The organism is Neobacillus sp. 19 (assembly GCF_049463095.1).
Taxonomy (GTDB): Bacteria; Bacillota; Bacilli; order Bacillales; family Cytobacillaceae; genus Neobacillus.
In genome coordinates this window covers 1-15,914 of the sequence record NZ_JBMPZU010000085.1, presented here as the reverse complement: position 1 = coordinate 15,914, position 15,914 = coordinate 1, and the positions used below count along the sequence as shown (strand labels likewise).

Here is a 15,914-nt window from a genome sequence, read left to right as displayed (position 1 = left end):
TTTGATAGTCAAATGTGACTAAATAGTACCCGAAAATGACTAGAGAACAGGAGGGAATGATTTGGCTGCTCAAAATATCGATGAAATTTTATTGAAGGAAATTATTACTCACTCCTTTGACGAGATTTTTATTACAGATGGTGAGGGGAATGTTTTGGAGGTGAGTCCCTCGTGCTATGAATTATATGGAGTAGATCCGGATCAACTGATTGGGGGAAATGTGATAGACCTTGAAAAGAAAGGTTTTTTGAATCCATCTGTTACAGCCCTTGTACTAAGGTCCAGTCAGCCACTTACAATAGTCCAAGAGACAAAGGCAGGAAAGAAAATTCTGGTGTCTGCCTATCCTATTTTTAAAAATGGCAGCTTAGTTCGAACGTTAAGTTTTTCGAGAGATATTACAGAATTTGAAAAATTAAAGGAAAGGAATGAACAAGTTGCTGATACACTAGCAATCTACAAAAGGGAAATAGAAAACATCAAGAGATTGGAATCCCTTCTTTACGAAAATTCAAAAATGACCGAAATCAATAGTCTTGTTTCTAAGGTTGCCAATCTTGACGTTACCGTTTTAATCGAAGGTAAATCTGGTGTTGGAAAAAGCCGAATTGCTCAATTACTGCATAATCAATCTGTAAGAGCTAAAGAACCTTTTATTGAAGTGAATTGTGGTGCTATTCCTGAAACATTATTCGAGTCAGAGCTTTTTGGATATGATGAAGGCGCATTTACTGGTGCAAAACGGGGAGGAAAAAAAGGGTATTTTGAATTAGCTGCGTCGGGTACGATATTTCTCGATGAGATAGGAGAGATGCCTCTTAACTTACAAGTAAAGCTTTTAACCGTTTTGCAAAACCGAAAGATAACTAGAATAGGAGGGAGCAGGGTCATTGATATCAACTGCCGGATTGTTTGTGCGTCCAATCAAAGCCTTAGAAAGCTGGTAGATGAGAAAAAATTTCGCGAGGATCTTTATTACAGAATTGATGTGGTCAAACTGGTGATTCCACCACTTAGAGATAGAAAAAATGAGATTCCTACTCTGATTCATGAATTTGTAGAAGTTTTTAATAAAAAATATAATATAACGAAGCAATTTTCCCCAGAAATGATTGATTGGCTTTGTCACAAGGATTGGCCAGGGAACGTTAGGGAACTGCAAAATTTCATCGAGAAAACCTTGGTTACTTCAAATGAGGATATCATACAATTCACACCTTCTCAGCAAAAGCTTCAAGTAACGAATGGTGAATCCTCTCTCACATCATATATGGAATCAATCGAAAAGGAGTTCATCAAGCGAATGTATAAAAAGTATCCAACCAGTATTGCTCTTGCAAAAGCATTACAAATTAGTCAATCATCAGCAAACCGAAAAATTCAAAAATATATTAAAAAACCGTGTTAGTCATTATTGACTAACATTTTCTATAGAAAGATTGTTTTAAGCGTTTTTTCAGTTTGGCATAGTACTTGCATTAACATTAAGAAGATACACATATTAAAGGAGGTATTTATGGCTTTGAAATATGAACCGATCAATTCTCAAGAATCCCCTCGATTTTGTGGTGTGAAAACATTTATGAGATTGCCGTTTGTGAAAACAGAAGACGATATTGATTTTGCCGTCGTTGGTGTACCTTTTGATACTGGTGGCACTTTTGCAGTCGGTACCAGATTTGGTCCTGAATCAGTTCGCTCCATGTCCTCGCTTCTTAGACCTTATAATCCCGGTTTAGAGATTGATATATTCAAATATTGTTCAGGGGTAGATTATGGTGATCTTGCAGTGAATCCCGGTTATATTGAAGAGTCTTACCAAATGATTGAGTCCCAATTGGAATCTTTGCTGAAAAAAGATGTGGTACCAATCTTAATTGGTGGGGATCATTCTGTATCTCTCCCTCATTTACGTGCCATGGCGAATCGCTATGGTAAGGTGAGCCTTGTTCATTTTGATTCCCATGGGGATACGTGGGATTCTTATTTCGGAAAAAAATATTCTCATGGAACCATGTTCCGCCGGGCAGTTGAAGAGAATATCGTGGACCCATTTAAATCAATTCAAATTGGAATGCGAGGGAGCTTATACGCACCAGATGATATTAAAGATGCGGAAAACCTTGGATATCAGGTGATAACCACTCAAACATTGAAAACGATGACAGCTAGTGAATTAGGAGAAATCATTAGGAATCGGGTTGGGAATAATCCTACTTTTGTCTCATTTGATGTAGATTTTCTCGATCCTGTATTTGCTCCAGGAACAGGCACACCCGAGGTTGGCGGTTTTAGTACCTTTGAAGCTCAACAATTTGTTAGACAGTTAAAAGGAGTAAATATCAAAGGATTTGATGTCGTAGAAGTTCTTCCGGATCGTGATCCTGCAAGAGTCACCAGTCTAGCTGCAGCAAATATTTGTTTTGAATTTATTTCACTGATAGCTTGGAATAGGAGGGTGGATGTAAAATCAGGTTACTCGGAGCCTGCCAAAAATGGGGATCAAACTTAACATCGGAAACGCTTACAGAGTCTTTTTTTAAAAGTAAATGGGGATTTTTTATAAAAGGAAGGGGTATGTAAGTTGACATCTCTCGATTTAATGATTGTCCTTTTCTATTTTGCCATGCTCATAGGAGTCGGGATTTATAGTTCCAAAAAGATTGGAAATGAAAGCGATTTTTTGGTGGCAGGGAGAAGGCTCGGATATGGATTGTATGTCCCTGCTATGACTGCAGTTGTATTAGGTGGAGCATCGACATTTGGAAGTACGAAATTAGGATATCAATATGGTATTTCCGGGCTATGGTTGGTCGGGATGATAGGTCTGGGTATTTTAGGTATGGGCATCTTTTTTACTAAAAAACTTAGTAAACTTTCAATCTTCAGTGTAAGTGAACTGCTAGGAAATAGATTTGGAAATAGCAGCCGCTATATTAGCGGATTGGTCATGGCTGTTTATGACATCATGGTAGCTGTAACCGCTGTTGTTGCGATTGGTGTTATGTTTTCTGCATTATTTGGCTGGAGCAGTACAACAGCCATCCTAGTGGGTGGACTTATTGTCGTCTTTTACACCATGTTAGGGGGAATGTGGGCTGTAACGTTAACTGACGTGATTCAGTTCTGGATTATGTTTATCGGTTTGATAGGCATTTTAATTCCTATTGGAATCTATCATGCTGGTGGGGCATCGGGACTAGTGAATCAAGTTAGTCCGGAATTTCTAAATCTGACGAATATCGGTGGTAAAGCTATTTTTGCTTATTTCCTCTTATTTTTCTTTGGTATGATGATAGGTCAGGATATATGGCAGCGTGCGTTTACTGCCAAAGATGAAAAGATTCTGAGGAGAGGGACCATCTATGCAGGTGTACTTTGTATCATTTACGGTATTGCGGGTGCAGTAATTGGAATGGTAGCAAGTGTAGTCGTACCTGGCCTTGCCGATCCTCAACAAGCACTTCCACAACTGGTCATAAAAATCCTTCCAACAGGTTTGATTGGAATTTTAGTTGCAGCTGTATCTTCAGCTGTTATGTCCACAGCATCCGGGACCATCATGGCTTCTTCAACTATCATCGTAAATGATTTTATCCTATTTAAAAGTAAAAAAAATCGGACTGAAAAAGAGAAAATAAAGTTAACTCGAATTGTTACATTGATTGTAGGTTGTATTGCTATATTAATATCCCTTGTTCTTCAAGACATTATTGTTGCGCTGGATGTTGCCTATGCCATCCTTTCTGGCAGTATATTTATCCCGGTAATTGCTGCGTTGTTTTGGAAAAGAGTGTCAGCAAAAGTGGCCCTTTCATCAATGGTCATTAGTGCAATCGTCGTCATTGGTGATTTAATAATTGAAGGAGTTTCTTCACTAAACGCCATTATTTGGGGCATTGTTGCCTGCGCATTAGTAATGGGAATAGGGACTTTATTTCAAAATAAAAATACTCCAGTTGTTGAAGAGGTTAATAAGAATATGTAGCACTTAAAAAGCGCCAGACACCGTCCAAAAATAGGAAGGTGCCTGGCGCTTATTATTGTTTTTAGTTGTTGATAGATCTAATATAATAAACTGAGAGGAAATCAGAAAATTAAGCTTTAAAAGGTCTTGGAGGGGTAGAAATGAAAAACCTAGTGTCATTATTTCATAAAAGAATAGGCATGCCGAATAATGAAACAATTACCTTCGAAAAATTAGCTGAGGTTCTAGAAAAAACAGCACAAAGCATCCCGTTCGAAAATTTAAATATTTTTGAAGGAAAAATACAAACAATTACCAAGGAAAACTTAATGAAGAAGATCGTGGAAAGAAATGAAGGCGGTCTTTGTTACGAATTAAATCCAATTTTCTATTTTTACCTATTAGAAAATGGATTTAACGCAGTCTTAACAGACGGTGTTGTTTATAACCATGCTGCAGAGGAATATCATCAACTTGGAAGGACGCATGTAACAATTCTTATTAGTCACGAGGAACAAACGTATTTAATTGACACGGGATTTGGCGGGAATTTACCGTTAAAACCAGTTCCTTTGTCCGGTGAAATCATATCATCTTATAATGGGGAGTTTAGAATTAAAAAAGTAAACCATCAATATGGTAAATATTGTTTAGAAATGAAATTAAAGCATAAAGATAGAGATTGGAAAATTGGATATGCTTTTGATTCCAGGAAATCTATTGAAGATGCAGCAAAATTGAATGAGATCCAAACAATTATTTCCGAACACCCGAAATCTTCATTTAACAAACATCCACTATTGACCCGACTTACCAAAAACGGAAATATCACCTTAACAGATACCACATTTACTAAATGGGCTGATGGAATTATTTCTAAAGAGGCCATTAATACCGAGAAATACAAAGAATTGGCAAAGCAACATTTTGGGCTGTGAAACATAAGATTTTAAATGCCAATATAAAAAGCAAATAAATTTTTTAATTGAATAATATTTGTCCCGAACTCTTCCCTTCCTAAACGAACATGTCCCATGTTCGTTTTTTTTTAGGGAGAGAGATGAGGACGTTTACAGTGCTTCCATTACTATAGTAGCAGGGTACATAACTTAATCACCAAAAGTAACATAAAACAACAACATCTGGAAAAAATGTATTTGATACGGTCATTAATAGAATGAGGTGACAGCATGAATCCTTACATTGAGGTCAGAAGTGTCTCTAAGATTTTTGGTAATAATTCGAAACCTGCGATTGAACTATTGAAACAGGGTAAGACCAAAAAGGAAATTTTGAAAGCAACAGGTCAGACAGTTGGGGTGAAAAATGTTTCCTTTGAAATTTATCCCGGTGAAATTTTTGTCATCATGGGTTTGTCTGGAAGTGGGAAATCCACATTAATACGAATGTTTAACAGGCTGATTGAACCGACAATCGGAGAAATACGGATCGAGAATGAAGATATCGTGAAGATGAGTGAGGTAAGACTGAGGGAAGTCAGACAGAAAAAGATTAGCATGGTGTTTCAAAACTTTGCGCTGTTTCCTCATAAAACGATTGTGGAAAATACAGAATATGGGCTGGAAATACAGAAAGTTCCGGCTGAACAGCGCCGGAAAACAGCGCTTAGTGCGCTCGAAATTGTTGGTTTGAAAGGTTACGAAAACCAGCTGCCTAAACAATTGAGCGGCGGCATGCAGCAACGGGTTGGACTGGCCAGGGCTCTTGCAAGTAACACGGCAATAATTTTGATGGACGAGGCCTTCAGTGCACTGGATCCACTAATCCGGAAAGATATGCAGGATGAATTGCTGGAAATCCAAGAGAAATACAAGAAAACGATTATCTTTATCACCCATGATTTAGATGAAGCCCTGCGCATCGGCGACCGGATTGCCTTGATGAAGGATGGCAGTATCATTCAGCTGGGAACACCTGAACAAATTTTGATGAGTCCCGCCAATGAATTTGTCGAGAAGTTTGTAGAAGACGTTGATTTATCCAAAATATTAACCGCCTCTCATGTGATGAAACGGGCTGAAAAAATCGCTTTCGATCGAGGGCCGCGGGTAGCGTTGGAAATTATGCGGAAGCAGGGATACTCCAGCATTTTTGTCGTTGACCGCCATCGGAAACTTCTGGGCGCCATTACTGCTGAGCAGGCACGGCAGGCCATTGAACAGGATCAAACCATTAGGGATGTCATGACAACCAATATTCCAACTGTCTCTGGTGAAACATTACTGACTGATCTAATGGATGTTATGGCCACATCGCTACTGCCGATCTCCGTTATCGATGAAGAAAACAGATTACAAGGAATTGTCATTCGCGGCGCCGTCATCGGGGCTTTGGCAGGAAATAAAGATTCCTTGAACGATTTGGAGAGTGAATGAGATGAATATACCGAAAATCCCTTTAGGAGATTGGGTAGACGCTCTGGTCAGGTGGGTCACCGTTGCCCTCTCAGGATTTTTTTCCGTGATAACCACCGCCATCGAATCCTTATTAGATATCATAGTAAGTGTTTTAAGTGCGGGTCCACCTATCATCTTAATCATCATCTTAACTCTGTTAGTCATCTATACCAGCAGATGGCCAGTAGGAATTTTTGCGCTCATTAGCTTGCTCTTGATTGATAATCTCGGTTATTGGGATTCCAGTATTCAAACCATTGCGATTGTATTATTATCAGGATTACTTACCATTATCATCGGGATCCCTGTTGGAATCTGGTGTGCGCAACGAAAAACGGTACATCGAATCGTAACGCCGATTTTGGACTTTATGCAGACCATGCCGGCATTTGTCTATTTAATTCCTTCTATATTATTTTTTGGAATCGGGGTGGTACCGGGAATTATTGCCTCGTTTATTTTTGCGATTGCACCAACGATCCGAATGACCAATCTGGGCATTAAGGAAGTCCCGAATGATTTAATTGAAGCAGCAGATGCATTTGGTTCCAGCAACAGTCAAAAATTATTTAAGGTTCAATTACCAATTGCCACACCAACGATTATGGCCGGGGTCAACCAAAGCATTATGCTGGCCCTTTCAATGGTGGTGACGGCATCATTAGTCGGTGCCCCGGGGCTGGGGGCAGATGTTTACCGGGCTGTCAGTCAAATTGACGTCGGAAAAGGTTTCGAAGCGGGATTATCCATTGTGTTTATCGCCGTTATTCTCGACCGGATTTCGCAAAACTTACGGAATCCAGCTTATGAGAATATGTTCAAGAAAAAATTCGCCTTTTCGATTTTAGCTGTTCTGATTATCGTGACAGCGATTGTAACAGGAGTTACAAAAGATACGGCAAAAAATAAAGACGGCAACAGCATTGGTGCCCAAACGGATTTTCACATTATCGGGATTGAACCCGGTGCGGGAATAATGACACAAGCGAATAACGCTATCAAGGAGTATAAGCTGGATAATTGGGAGCTGGCAGAAGGTTCATCTGCCGCCATGGCAGCTGAATTAAAGAAAGCTTATGATCATAAGAAACCTATTATTGTCACCGGATGGGCACCTCATTGGATGTTCTCAACTTACGATCTTAAATTTTTGAAAGACCCAAATAAATCCTTTGGGGAAGTTGAAGATATTCATACCATTGTAAGAATAGGACTGGAACAGGATGCGACAGGTGCCTACACAATCCTCGACCAATTTAACTGGGAACCAGCTGATATGGAAAAAGTGATGGTGGATATAAAAGGCGGGATGGACCCAGTTGAAGCAGCGGATAAATGGATTAAAGCTAACGGAAACAAAGTGGCGCAATGGACAAATGGTGCCAATCCAGGTAATGGAGAAAAAATCAATCTTGTCTATGTTGCTTGGGATACAGAAATCGCAAGTACAAATGTCATCGCGAAGGTTCTAGAGCAGCATGGCTATGAAGTGAAATTAAGCCAAGTGGAGGTTGGTCCTATGTTTGCCGGTGTGGCCAACGGAAGCGCAGACGCTATGGTGGCCGCCTGGCTGCCTAGTACCCATAAAGAATTTTATAAGCAGTATAAAAACGATTTTGTTGATTTAGGAACCAACCTCCATGGAACCAGGAATGGATTGGTTGTGCCAAAGTATATGGACATTGATTCAATAGAAGATTTGAAGTAGATTACATGGCCAGCCACCAAACTTGAATAAGCACATGTGTCACAAAAAATTTAAGATTTTTGGTTAAAATCCAAGAGGTTTTTCACCTGCTGTTATAGAATTACTCATATAGTAATACTATTAGATAGGGGTGGGGGAAAAGTGAAAATTAAAGTGGTAATGGACTCTGGGAAAGAATACGTTATATGTGAAAAAAATTATTCCTTAAATGACTTCACAAATCCATTTTTTAATGAATTGCCAAATGGAGAAAGAACCCTGCAGAATACTCTCGTATATTTAGATCAAGATGAAAAAATTGTGATCAATCCAACTCGTATATCATCAGTAGAAGTGATTGAAAAGTAAAGCTGCACATCCTTTCAAGGTTTTTAAGTGGAAATTTTAAAGCGAAATCATAATTGATTTCGCTTTTCGTATTTTAATGATCAAACTGATCCTTATATTTCTTTAATTTGTAAATGACAGAGGGTTGACTGATTCCTAGATATTCGGCCATTTGATATGTCGTTTGGCAGCGTTTGTATGCTTTTTCAATTAATTGCTTTTCGACTTCTTCTAAGGTGTTTTTTAAATTTAGTTTTCCTTCTACTTCCTCCTTACTAATGAGGTCATGATGATCTTCTGTCTGCTCGGAATTTCCCCGTATGGCGGGAGGGAGATGTGAAGGATATATCATCGGTGCTTCCGTTGTCAGGATTAATCGCTCGATTAAATTTTCAAGTTCTCGAATATTTCCTGGCCATTCATAATGCATTAATAATTCATAGGTAGACGGGTGAAACTTTTTTAGCGTTTGATATTTCTCATTTATCTTTTCAACATAATGTTGAATGAGAATAGGGATATCATCGGTTCGATCTGATAATGATGGGATTAGTATAGGTACGACATTCAAACGATAGAATAAATCCAACCTAAATGTACCCTTTTTCACCATATCTTCTAAATCTTGGTTTGTGGCAGTAATTAACCGAAAATCAAGGAGAAGCTCTTTGTTTCCACCAATTCTTACCATCTTTTTTTCTTGCAGAACTTTTAGTAATTTAGCTTGGAGAGCAAGTGAGAGTTCTCCAATCTCATCCAAGAATAATGTTCCACTATCCGCTTGTTCAATTAATCCTTGCTTTCCTTTTTTATTTGCTCCCGTAAACGCACCGGTTTCATAGCCAAACATTTCTGATTCAAATAAGCTTTCGGGGATTGTGCTGCAATTGACTTCGATAAAGGGTTCTTTACTTCGGTTGCTCTGATTATGGATGGCACGAGCAAGTGTGCTTTTTCCAACTCCTGATGGACCTAAAAACAGAATCGTAGCATCCGTTTTTGCAACATTATTAATTGTTTTTATTATTTGCTGCATTGTATTACTTCTAGCTAGAATGGATTGAAAACCAAATTCCTTTTCCCTTAGGTCCTCCACCTCTGTTTGATATCCCTTTAATTTTCGTTGTAATTGCTCATACTCCTCCTTTAATTTCCATATTTCCGTCTGATCTTGACTATAACTTACTACTCTAACAAGGCGGCCCTCTTTATCAAATATAGGGTATCCCGTTGACATCACAACGTGACCTGTTTTCGTATGCTGCATAATACGAACTGGCTTTTTTTCTTTTAAAACAATGGCATTAATGGAAGGGGAGAGAAGACCATCTTTTTCTAGTTCGTATACAGATTTGCCTATATACGAACCGGGTTCCATCCCATAAATCGACCAATGACCGGGGTGGGAGCGTTGAATAATTCCATTTTCATCTGTAATGGTTATATTGTTGTTCGACGTTTCAATAATTTTATTTAACTCCATTTCAAATATTGAATGATCCAAAGGTACTCCTCCTTTTAATCTCATCACCTTATTTTTGAATGGTCAGAAAGTTAATTAAAATATTAATCAAAAATGACAGAATAATCAATAATTAAATCAAATATCTATATATTTAATTAAAAATTAAATCAATAGAGTTGATTGGTTTATACTTTATGATCATTTTTCAAAAGAAATATTGGCACGGAAATTGCATTATTAAACATAAGCAATCGAAATATTTTATTAAAGGGAAGGATGTTGATTATGACAAGAAGTAATGAATTAGTTCAAGAATTAATCGATTTAGATAAAAAGCATTTTTTTCATCCCACATCACCAATTAAACAGCAACAAGAACAAGGACCAGCCTTTATTTTTACAGAAGGGAAAGGAATTCATCTTTTTGATGTTGCGGGGAATAAAGTGATAGATGGTATGTCTTCACTTTGGAATGTGAATGTAGGGCATGGGAGGGAAGAGTTAGCCAAAGCTACGATGGAGCAAATGACAAAACTTGCTTATAGTTCATGCTTTGCAACCTTTAGTAATGAGCCGGCAATTCGCTTAGCGGCGAAACTCGCTCAGGTTGCTCCGGGGGATTTAAGTGTAACCTTTTTTACTTCCGGCGGATCCGAGGCAAACGATACTGCCTATAAATTAGCTCGTCATTACTGGATATTAAAGGGAAAGCCTAATCGAAAAAAGATCATTTCTAGAACGAAATCCTACCATGGAGTTGCAATGGGATCCACTAGCGCTACTGGTTTGAAAGCCTTTAGAGATTTTACGAATTCATTAGCTCCTGATTTTCTATATGTAGACCATTTTTCTTCAAAATCATTACGTGAGACGATTGAAGCAGAAGGTGCAGATACGATTGCGGCCTTTATTGCGGAACCAGTACAGGGGGCAGGAGGCGTTCACGTAGCACCCGACCATTATTTTCAAGAAGTACGTCAAATTTGTAATGAGTATGGGATTTTATTTATTACTGATGAAGTCATTACTGGATTTGGCCGTACAGGAAAATACTTTGGAATCGAGCACTACGGAGTCGTGCCTGACATGATGTGCTTTGCTAAAGGAGTATCAAGCGGCTATGCTCAACTAGGGGGGGTAATGATTTCGAGTCGGCTATATAAAGAATTTACTGAACTATCCAATGGTACTCTTTTACATGGATACACGTATAGCGGGCACCCAACGGCATGTGCAGTGGCATTGAAAAACCTAGAAATTTTAGAACAGGAACATTTAATTGAAAACGCACAATTTATAGGACAGGAATTACTTAAAGGATTTCAATGGCTTCACGGAGAAAGATATATCATAGGCAAAGTAAAGGGACTTGGTCTAATGGCTGGTATTGAGTTTGTAAAAGATCAAAATAAGAATGAAAATTTTTCAACACCAGTTTCCCCTGCTGTCGTGAACGAGGCAGCAAAGCGGGGACTTATTTGTCGGGCAGTCGTTTTAGATGGTCAAGATATTCTAGTATTTGCACCACCATTAACGATAAACAAAGAAGAGATTGGAAAAGTCATCGAGATTTTGAACGATTCTATCAAGGCTATCGAAAAAAATGTTTTTGAAAGTTTCGCGACAAAAGAGTGATAGAATACTAGAAATGATATTGGACATAGGAGTGAATGAATGATGAAGAAGAAGTTATTTATTAATGGAAAATGGTTAGAGGCAAAAAACTACGCGCCTTTACGTTCTCCCTATAGTGGGGAAGTAATTGCAGAGATCCCGTCAGCGACGATTGAAGAAGTTGAAATGGCATTGGCTGCGGCTTATGAAGCTAGAAAAGTTATGGCTGCAATGCCAAGTCATCAACGCGCCAAGATTTTGGAAAATATCGCAAACTTGCTGGAAAAAAGAGCATCTGAAGCAGCAGAAATCATTGCTGCCGAAGCGGCTAAACCGATCTCGACAGCCCAGGGAGAGGTGGCACGTACGATACAAACGTATAAATTTGCTGCGGAAGAGGCAAAGCGTATTAAAGGGGAAACCATACCAATGGATGCTGCGCAAGGCGGAGAGGGAAGGATCGCGTACACAGTGCGTGAACCACTGGGTGTTATCGGGGCGATCACTCCATTTAACTTTCCAATGAATCTTGTGGCCCATAAGGTGGGCCCAGCGATTGCATCAGGCAATTCGGTTGTATTGAAACCTGCAACACAAACACCGCTATCCGCTTATTTCCTTGCTGAACTAATTGAAGAAGCCGGGCTGCCAGCAGGTGCATTCAATGTAATCACGGGAAGTGGGGCGTTAATAGGTGATAAAATTGTTACAGATGATCGAATTCAAAAAATTTCTTTTACTGGAAGTCCTGCAGTTGGAATTGGCATCAGGAATAAAGCAGGATTAAAGCGGGTTACGCTTGAACTCGGTTCAAATGCTGCGGTGATCATAGATAATGGAGTAAATCTTGATAAATTAATTTCACGGTGTGTGTCTGGAGCATTTGCTTTCCAAGGTCAGGTTTGTATCTCCCTGCAAAGAATTTATGTCCATGAAGAAATGTATGAAAATTTTGTAGAAAAGTTCGTTGCTGAGACGAAGACATTAAAAATTGGCGATCCGCTTGATCCATCAACAGATGTTTCAGCCTTAATTAGTTCAAAGGATGTTGAGCGGACGCTCCAATGGATTCAAGATGCGGAGCATAGCGGGGCGAAGGTGGCATTAGGAGGCACGTCAGAAGGGAATATTTTATTGCCTACCATTCTATTAGAGGCAGATTCTTGTCTAAAAGTTTCTTGCCAGGAAGTGTTTGCCCCAATTGTGTTAATTAATAAAATTAAGTCAGTCGGTGAAGGAATTGATCGTGTAAATGATTCCAAATATGGCCTCCAAGCAGGCGTTTATACAGATAATATCTATACGGCACTACATGCTGCAGAAAAGCTTCATGTAGGTGGAGTAATGATTAATGATATACCTACTTACCGCGTGGATCATATGCCATACGGCGGCGTAAAAGAAAGTGGGATTGGCAGGGAAGGCGTGAAGTATGCCATTGAAGAAATGACTGAGCAAAAGCTTGTTGTATTTAATCGGAACTAATTGAAGTGCGATCGGACAGTCAGAATTCCTCGATTTGAGGGATTCTTTTTTGTCTCTAATAAACTGGATTGAAAATGATGATGCAAAACAACATCAATTTTGATGCGTGATGGCATTATCATTCTGGTATTTCCTTGGTAATCTTGATACCTTTGTCCTTTTTTGTTGGCATCATTCTTGCATATATTAACAGGGAATGCATTAACGTTGGGAAAATTTGATGATATAAGAGGGGGGGATATGATTTGAGGGATGTATTACCCAAAGAAAATCAAATTCAAAAAATGTATATTGATGGAGAATGGCAATTTGGTAGTAGTGGTAAAACGAGAGTAATTAAAAATCCCGCCACTGAGGAAGTTATTGCTACTGTTACAGAGGGTGCAGCTGAAGATGTATGCAGGGCTGTTGAAGCAGCTCATAGAGCATTTTATGAAAGGGGCTGGATGGCGAGTAAAGCAAGGGAGAGGGCCGCAATTCTGTATCAGCTTGCTGACCGATTAGAGGAGAAAATTGAGGAATTTGCATTATTAGAAACCTTAAATAATGGAAAATCTATCCATGATTCAATCTATGATATGAATGATGCCGTCAACCAGTTGCGCTATTATGCTGGATTTGCTACAAAGCCCCATGGTCAGGTTTATGACGTTCCAGATGAGATGCAGGCTATGGTCATTGCCGAACCGATAGGAGTTGTAGGACAGATTGTTCCTTGGAATTATCCGTTGCTAATGGCAACACAAAAAATTGCACCAGCCATTGCGGCAGGATGCACAGTGGTCATTAAGCCAGCTGAACAGACACCACTTACTCTGATTCGTCTATTTGAACTAATTGACGAAATAGGATTTCCAAATGGGGTAATTAATTTAGTTCTGGGAGCTGGTTCTGTTGTAGGTGCAGAACTGAGCAGTAACTCATTGGTGGATAAAATTTCCTTCACAGGTGGAACTGCCACAGGGAAAATTATTATGAAATCGGCTGCTGATACAATTAAAAAGGTAAGTTTAGAATTAGGTGGAAAATCCCCTTTAATTGTTTTTGAAGATGCAGATTTTGAAACTGCTGTTGATTATGCCTCATTTGCAATTTTTGCTAACCAAGGACAAGTGTGCTCGGCTGGTTCCCGCCTTCTGTTACAGCAAAGTATTTACGAGAAGTTTGTCCCTGAATTAGTAAAGAAAGCCAAAGCGATTAAAATTGGTCCAGGAATTGATGAGAGTACTGATATGGGACCACTTATATCCGAAGTGCAGCTAAATCGAGTTTTAGGATACATTGATATAGGGATTAAAGAAGGTGCACGTGTTTTATGCGGCGGAAACAAATTGAATCGAAAAGGGTATTTTATCGAACCTACTATTTTTACTGATACCACTCCTGAAATGCGAATTGTTCAAGAGGAAATTTTTGGTCCAGTCCTCGTCATCCAAAAGTTTAAAACAGAAGAGGAAGCGATCCGATTGGCAAATGGTACAAATTATGGTCTGGCGGGAGGAGTTTTTACTACGGATTCTGCTCGGGCAATGAGAGTGATTCGTAAATTAAGAGCCGGAATCACATGGATTAACACCTATCATAATACTTTTAATGAAGCACCGTGGGGAGGCTATAAACAAAGCGGTATAGGAAGAGATCTAGGAACTTACGGTTTCCAAGAATATTTGGAAATGAAACAGGTCAATATCAATTTAGATATTAAACCGAGTGGTTGGTTAAAAGCAGAAAATAAATAGTTTTTAAAAAGGGAGGACAAATGAATGAATAAAGTAGTTGTTTTAGGTGCTACAGGAACGATTGGGAAAGTAATAGTAAAGGATTTAGTGGAAAGTAATGTAGAGGTAATTGCAGCAGATTTAGAGCTAAACAAATTAGAAGAGTTAAAGAAATGGACAAATCATCGAATTTCCATTATTCCCTTGAATATTAAAGATGAAGAAAAAACAAAGGACGTCCTTCGGCAAGGAAATGTGTGCGTGAATGCTACAAATTATGTTTTTAACATTGATGTAATGAAAGCGGCTGCAGCTGTAGGAGTGAATGTCCTCGATTTAGGTGGACTTTTTAAACGGACAAAAGAACAATTAAAACTTGATAACGAAATGAAAGCGGCTGATATTTTATCTATCGTTGGAATGGGTTCTGACCCTGGAACCTCCAATGTTTTTAGCCGTTACGGTGTAGAAATGTTAGATGCTGCAGAAGAAATTCACATTCGTTATGGATCGACAACATCAGGTGCTACATTCGCATTTGCCATTGATACGATCATCGATGAAGCCGCGAAAAATGCATTAGTTGTAAGAGATGGAAAACTCCTAGAAATTCCTCCGCTGGCTGATGAAGAATATACTGCTTTTCATGAAGAAATTGGCGTTCAAAAAACATACTCGATCATCCATTCAGAATTAGCAACATTACCTGTCAGCTTTCCGAGTGTTCAACAAATTACGTATAAAGATACTTGGGATCCTGCTACCATTGAAAAATTAAAAATACTAGATTCATTAGGTCTGCTAGAAACAGAGCCTGTAGAAATTGCCGGAAATAGCGTGGTGCCTAGACGCCAAACCGTTTCATTGCTTCAAACAGTCTTATCTGCAAAGGAAGAGCCACAGTGGGGGAAAGATGCTTTATTGGTGGAAGTAAAAGGAATGAAGGATGGTAATAAGGCATCTGTAAAATTAGAGCTGGTTACAGATTACCAAGAAGATTGGGGCGTTAGCGCTACTCAATATGCAACAGCCATTCCCGCTTCAATTGTTGCGCAAATGCTGCTCAAAGGTGAAGTGACAGAAAAAGGCGTTAAACCACCAGAGCAGTGTATTGACCCTGAGAAATTTTTATCCTATCTAAAACAGAAAAATGTTGAGTTGTACATTACGTATAGTGAAACGAAAAAGAATAGTATTGTTTTTGCGTAACAAA

At 38.9% G+C, this 15,914-nt stretch carries 12 protein-coding genes; 11 read left to right on the top strand and 1 reads right to left on the bottom strand.

All coding sequences use genetic code 11. The features are described from left to right. Positions 1–61: 61 nt before the first annotated feature. The 7 genes from ACO1D1_RS24765 (at position 62) to ACO1D1_RS24735 (ending at position 8,440) form a co-directional block, all read left to right on the top strand. A complete protein-coding gene (locus tag ACO1D1_RS24765; protein ID WP_423337487.1) occupies positions 62–1,408 on the top strand; it encodes a sigma-54 interaction domain-containing protein in 1,347 nt (448 codons plus the stop codon). A 108-nt stretch (positions 1,409–1,516) separates the two neighbouring features. Then, the gene (speB, locus tag ACO1D1_RS24760; protein ID WP_423337486.1) at positions 1,517–2,512 is read left to right on the top strand and encodes an agmatinase; all 996 of its coding nucleotides are present in this window, start codon (positions 1,517–1,519) and stop codon (positions 2,510–2,512) included. Positions 2,513–2,584: 72 nt separating this feature from the next. Then, positions 2,585–3,988: a sodium:solute symporter family transporter gene (locus ACO1D1_RS24755; RefSeq protein ID WP_223820779.1), complete on the top strand. Its 1,404-nt coding sequence runs from the start codon at positions 2,585–2,587 to the stop codon at positions 3,986–3,988. Positions 3,989–4,128: 140 nt separating this feature from the next. Continuing rightward, a complete protein-coding gene (locus tag ACO1D1_RS24750) occupies positions 4,129–4,905 on the top strand; it encodes an arylamine N-acetyltransferase family protein (protein WP_423337485.1) in 777 nt (258 codons plus the stop codon). A gap of 252 nt (positions 4,906–5,157) precedes the next feature. Further along, positions 5,158–6,363, top strand: coding sequence for a quaternary amine ABC transporter ATP-binding protein (locus tag ACO1D1_RS24745; RefSeq protein WP_423337484.1), 1,206 nt, complete (start codon positions 5,158–5,160; stop codon positions 6,361–6,363). A gap of 1 nt (position 6,364) precedes the next feature. Beyond that, complete coding sequence (locus ACO1D1_RS24740) at positions 6,365–8,092, top strand: glycine betaine ABC transporter substrate-binding protein (protein WP_149870427.1); 1,728 nt, start codon at positions 6,365–6,367, stop codon at positions 8,090–8,092. Between the two features lie 141 nt (positions 8,093–8,233). Then, on the top strand, positions 8,234–8,440 hold the full coding sequence (locus ACO1D1_RS24735; RefSeq protein ID WP_149870426.1) for a hypothetical protein: 207 nt from the start codon (positions 8,234–8,236) through the stop codon (positions 8,438–8,440). A gap of 73 nt (positions 8,441–8,513) precedes the next feature. Here the strand turns inward: ACO1D1_RS24735 and ACO1D1_RS24730 are convergent, their stop codons facing one another. Then, positions 8,514–9,902: a sigma-54 interaction domain-containing protein gene (locus ACO1D1_RS24730; RefSeq protein WP_423337509.1), complete on the bottom strand. Its 1,389-nt coding sequence runs from the start codon at positions 9,900–9,902 to the stop codon at positions 8,514–8,516. Positions 9,903–10,169: 267 nt separating this feature from the next. Here ACO1D1_RS24730 and ACO1D1_RS24725 point away from each other — a divergent pair, with 267 nt between their 5' ends. The 4 genes from ACO1D1_RS24725 to ACO1D1_RS24710 all read left to right on the top strand — a co-directional run bounded on the left by ACO1D1_RS24725 (position 10,170) and on the right by ACO1D1_RS24710 (position 15,910). Continuing rightward, positions 10,170–11,519, top strand: a complete 1,350-nt coding sequence (locus ACO1D1_RS24725; protein WP_423337483.1) for an aspartate aminotransferase family protein — start codon at positions 10,170–10,172, stop codon at positions 11,517–11,519. Between the two features lie 39 nt (positions 11,520–11,558). Next, positions 11,559–12,983 (top strand): aldehyde dehydrogenase family protein, encoded by a 1,425-nt coding sequence (locus tag ACO1D1_RS24720; protein WP_423337482.1) that lies wholly within the window; start codon positions 11,559–11,561, stop codon positions 12,981–12,983. Between the two features lie 284 nt (positions 12,984–13,267). Beyond that, complete coding sequence (locus ACO1D1_RS24715; RefSeq protein WP_423337508.1) at positions 13,268–14,722, top strand: aldehyde dehydrogenase family protein; 1,455 nt, start codon at positions 13,268–13,270, stop codon at positions 14,720–14,722. 24 nt (positions 14,723–14,746) lie between these two features. Further along, positions 14,747–15,910: an SDR family NAD(P)-dependent oxidoreductase gene (locus ACO1D1_RS24710; protein ID WP_423337481.1), complete on the top strand. Its 1,164-nt coding sequence runs from the start codon at positions 14,747–14,749 to the stop codon at positions 15,908–15,910. Positions 15,911–15,914 lie beyond the last annotated feature (4 nt).

What these genes read in the sequence shown, in the direction of transcription:
- ACO1D1_RS24710 (WP_423337481.1), top strand. Translation starts at nt 14,747, where the DNA reads ATGAATAAAGTAGTTGTTTTAGGTGCTACAGGAACGATTGGGAAAGTA.
- ACO1D1_RS24745 (WP_423337484.1), top strand. Translation starts at nt 5,158, where the DNA reads ATGAATCCTTACATTGAGGTCAGAAGTGTCTCTAAGATTTTTGGTAAT.
- speB (WP_423337486.1), top strand. Translation starts at nt 1,517, where the DNA reads ATGGCTTTGAAATATGAACCGATCAATTCTCAAGAATCCCCTCGATTT.
- ACO1D1_RS24750 (WP_423337485.1), top strand. Translation starts at nt 4,129, where the DNA reads ATGAAAAACCTAGTGTCATTATTTCATAAAAGAATAGGCATGCCGAAT.
- ACO1D1_RS24720 (WP_423337482.1), top strand. Translation starts at nt 11,559, where the DNA reads ATGATGAAGAAGAAGTTATTTATTAATGGAAAATGGTTAGAGGCAAAA.
- ACO1D1_RS24730 (WP_423337509.1), bottom strand. Translation starts at nt 9,902, where the DNA reads ATGGAGTTAAATAAAATTATTGAAACGTCGAACAACAATATAACCATT.
- ACO1D1_RS24740 (WP_149870427.1), top strand. Translation starts at nt 6,365, where the DNA reads ATGAATATACCGAAAATCCCTTTAGGAGATTGGGTAGACGCTCTGGTC.
- ACO1D1_RS24715 (WP_423337508.1), top strand. Translation starts at nt 13,268, where the DNA reads ATGTATATTGATGGAGAATGGCAATTTGGTAGTAGTGGTAAAACGAGA.
- ACO1D1_RS24725 (WP_423337483.1), top strand. Translation starts at nt 10,170, where the DNA reads ATGACAAGAAGTAATGAATTAGTTCAAGAATTAATCGATTTAGATAAA.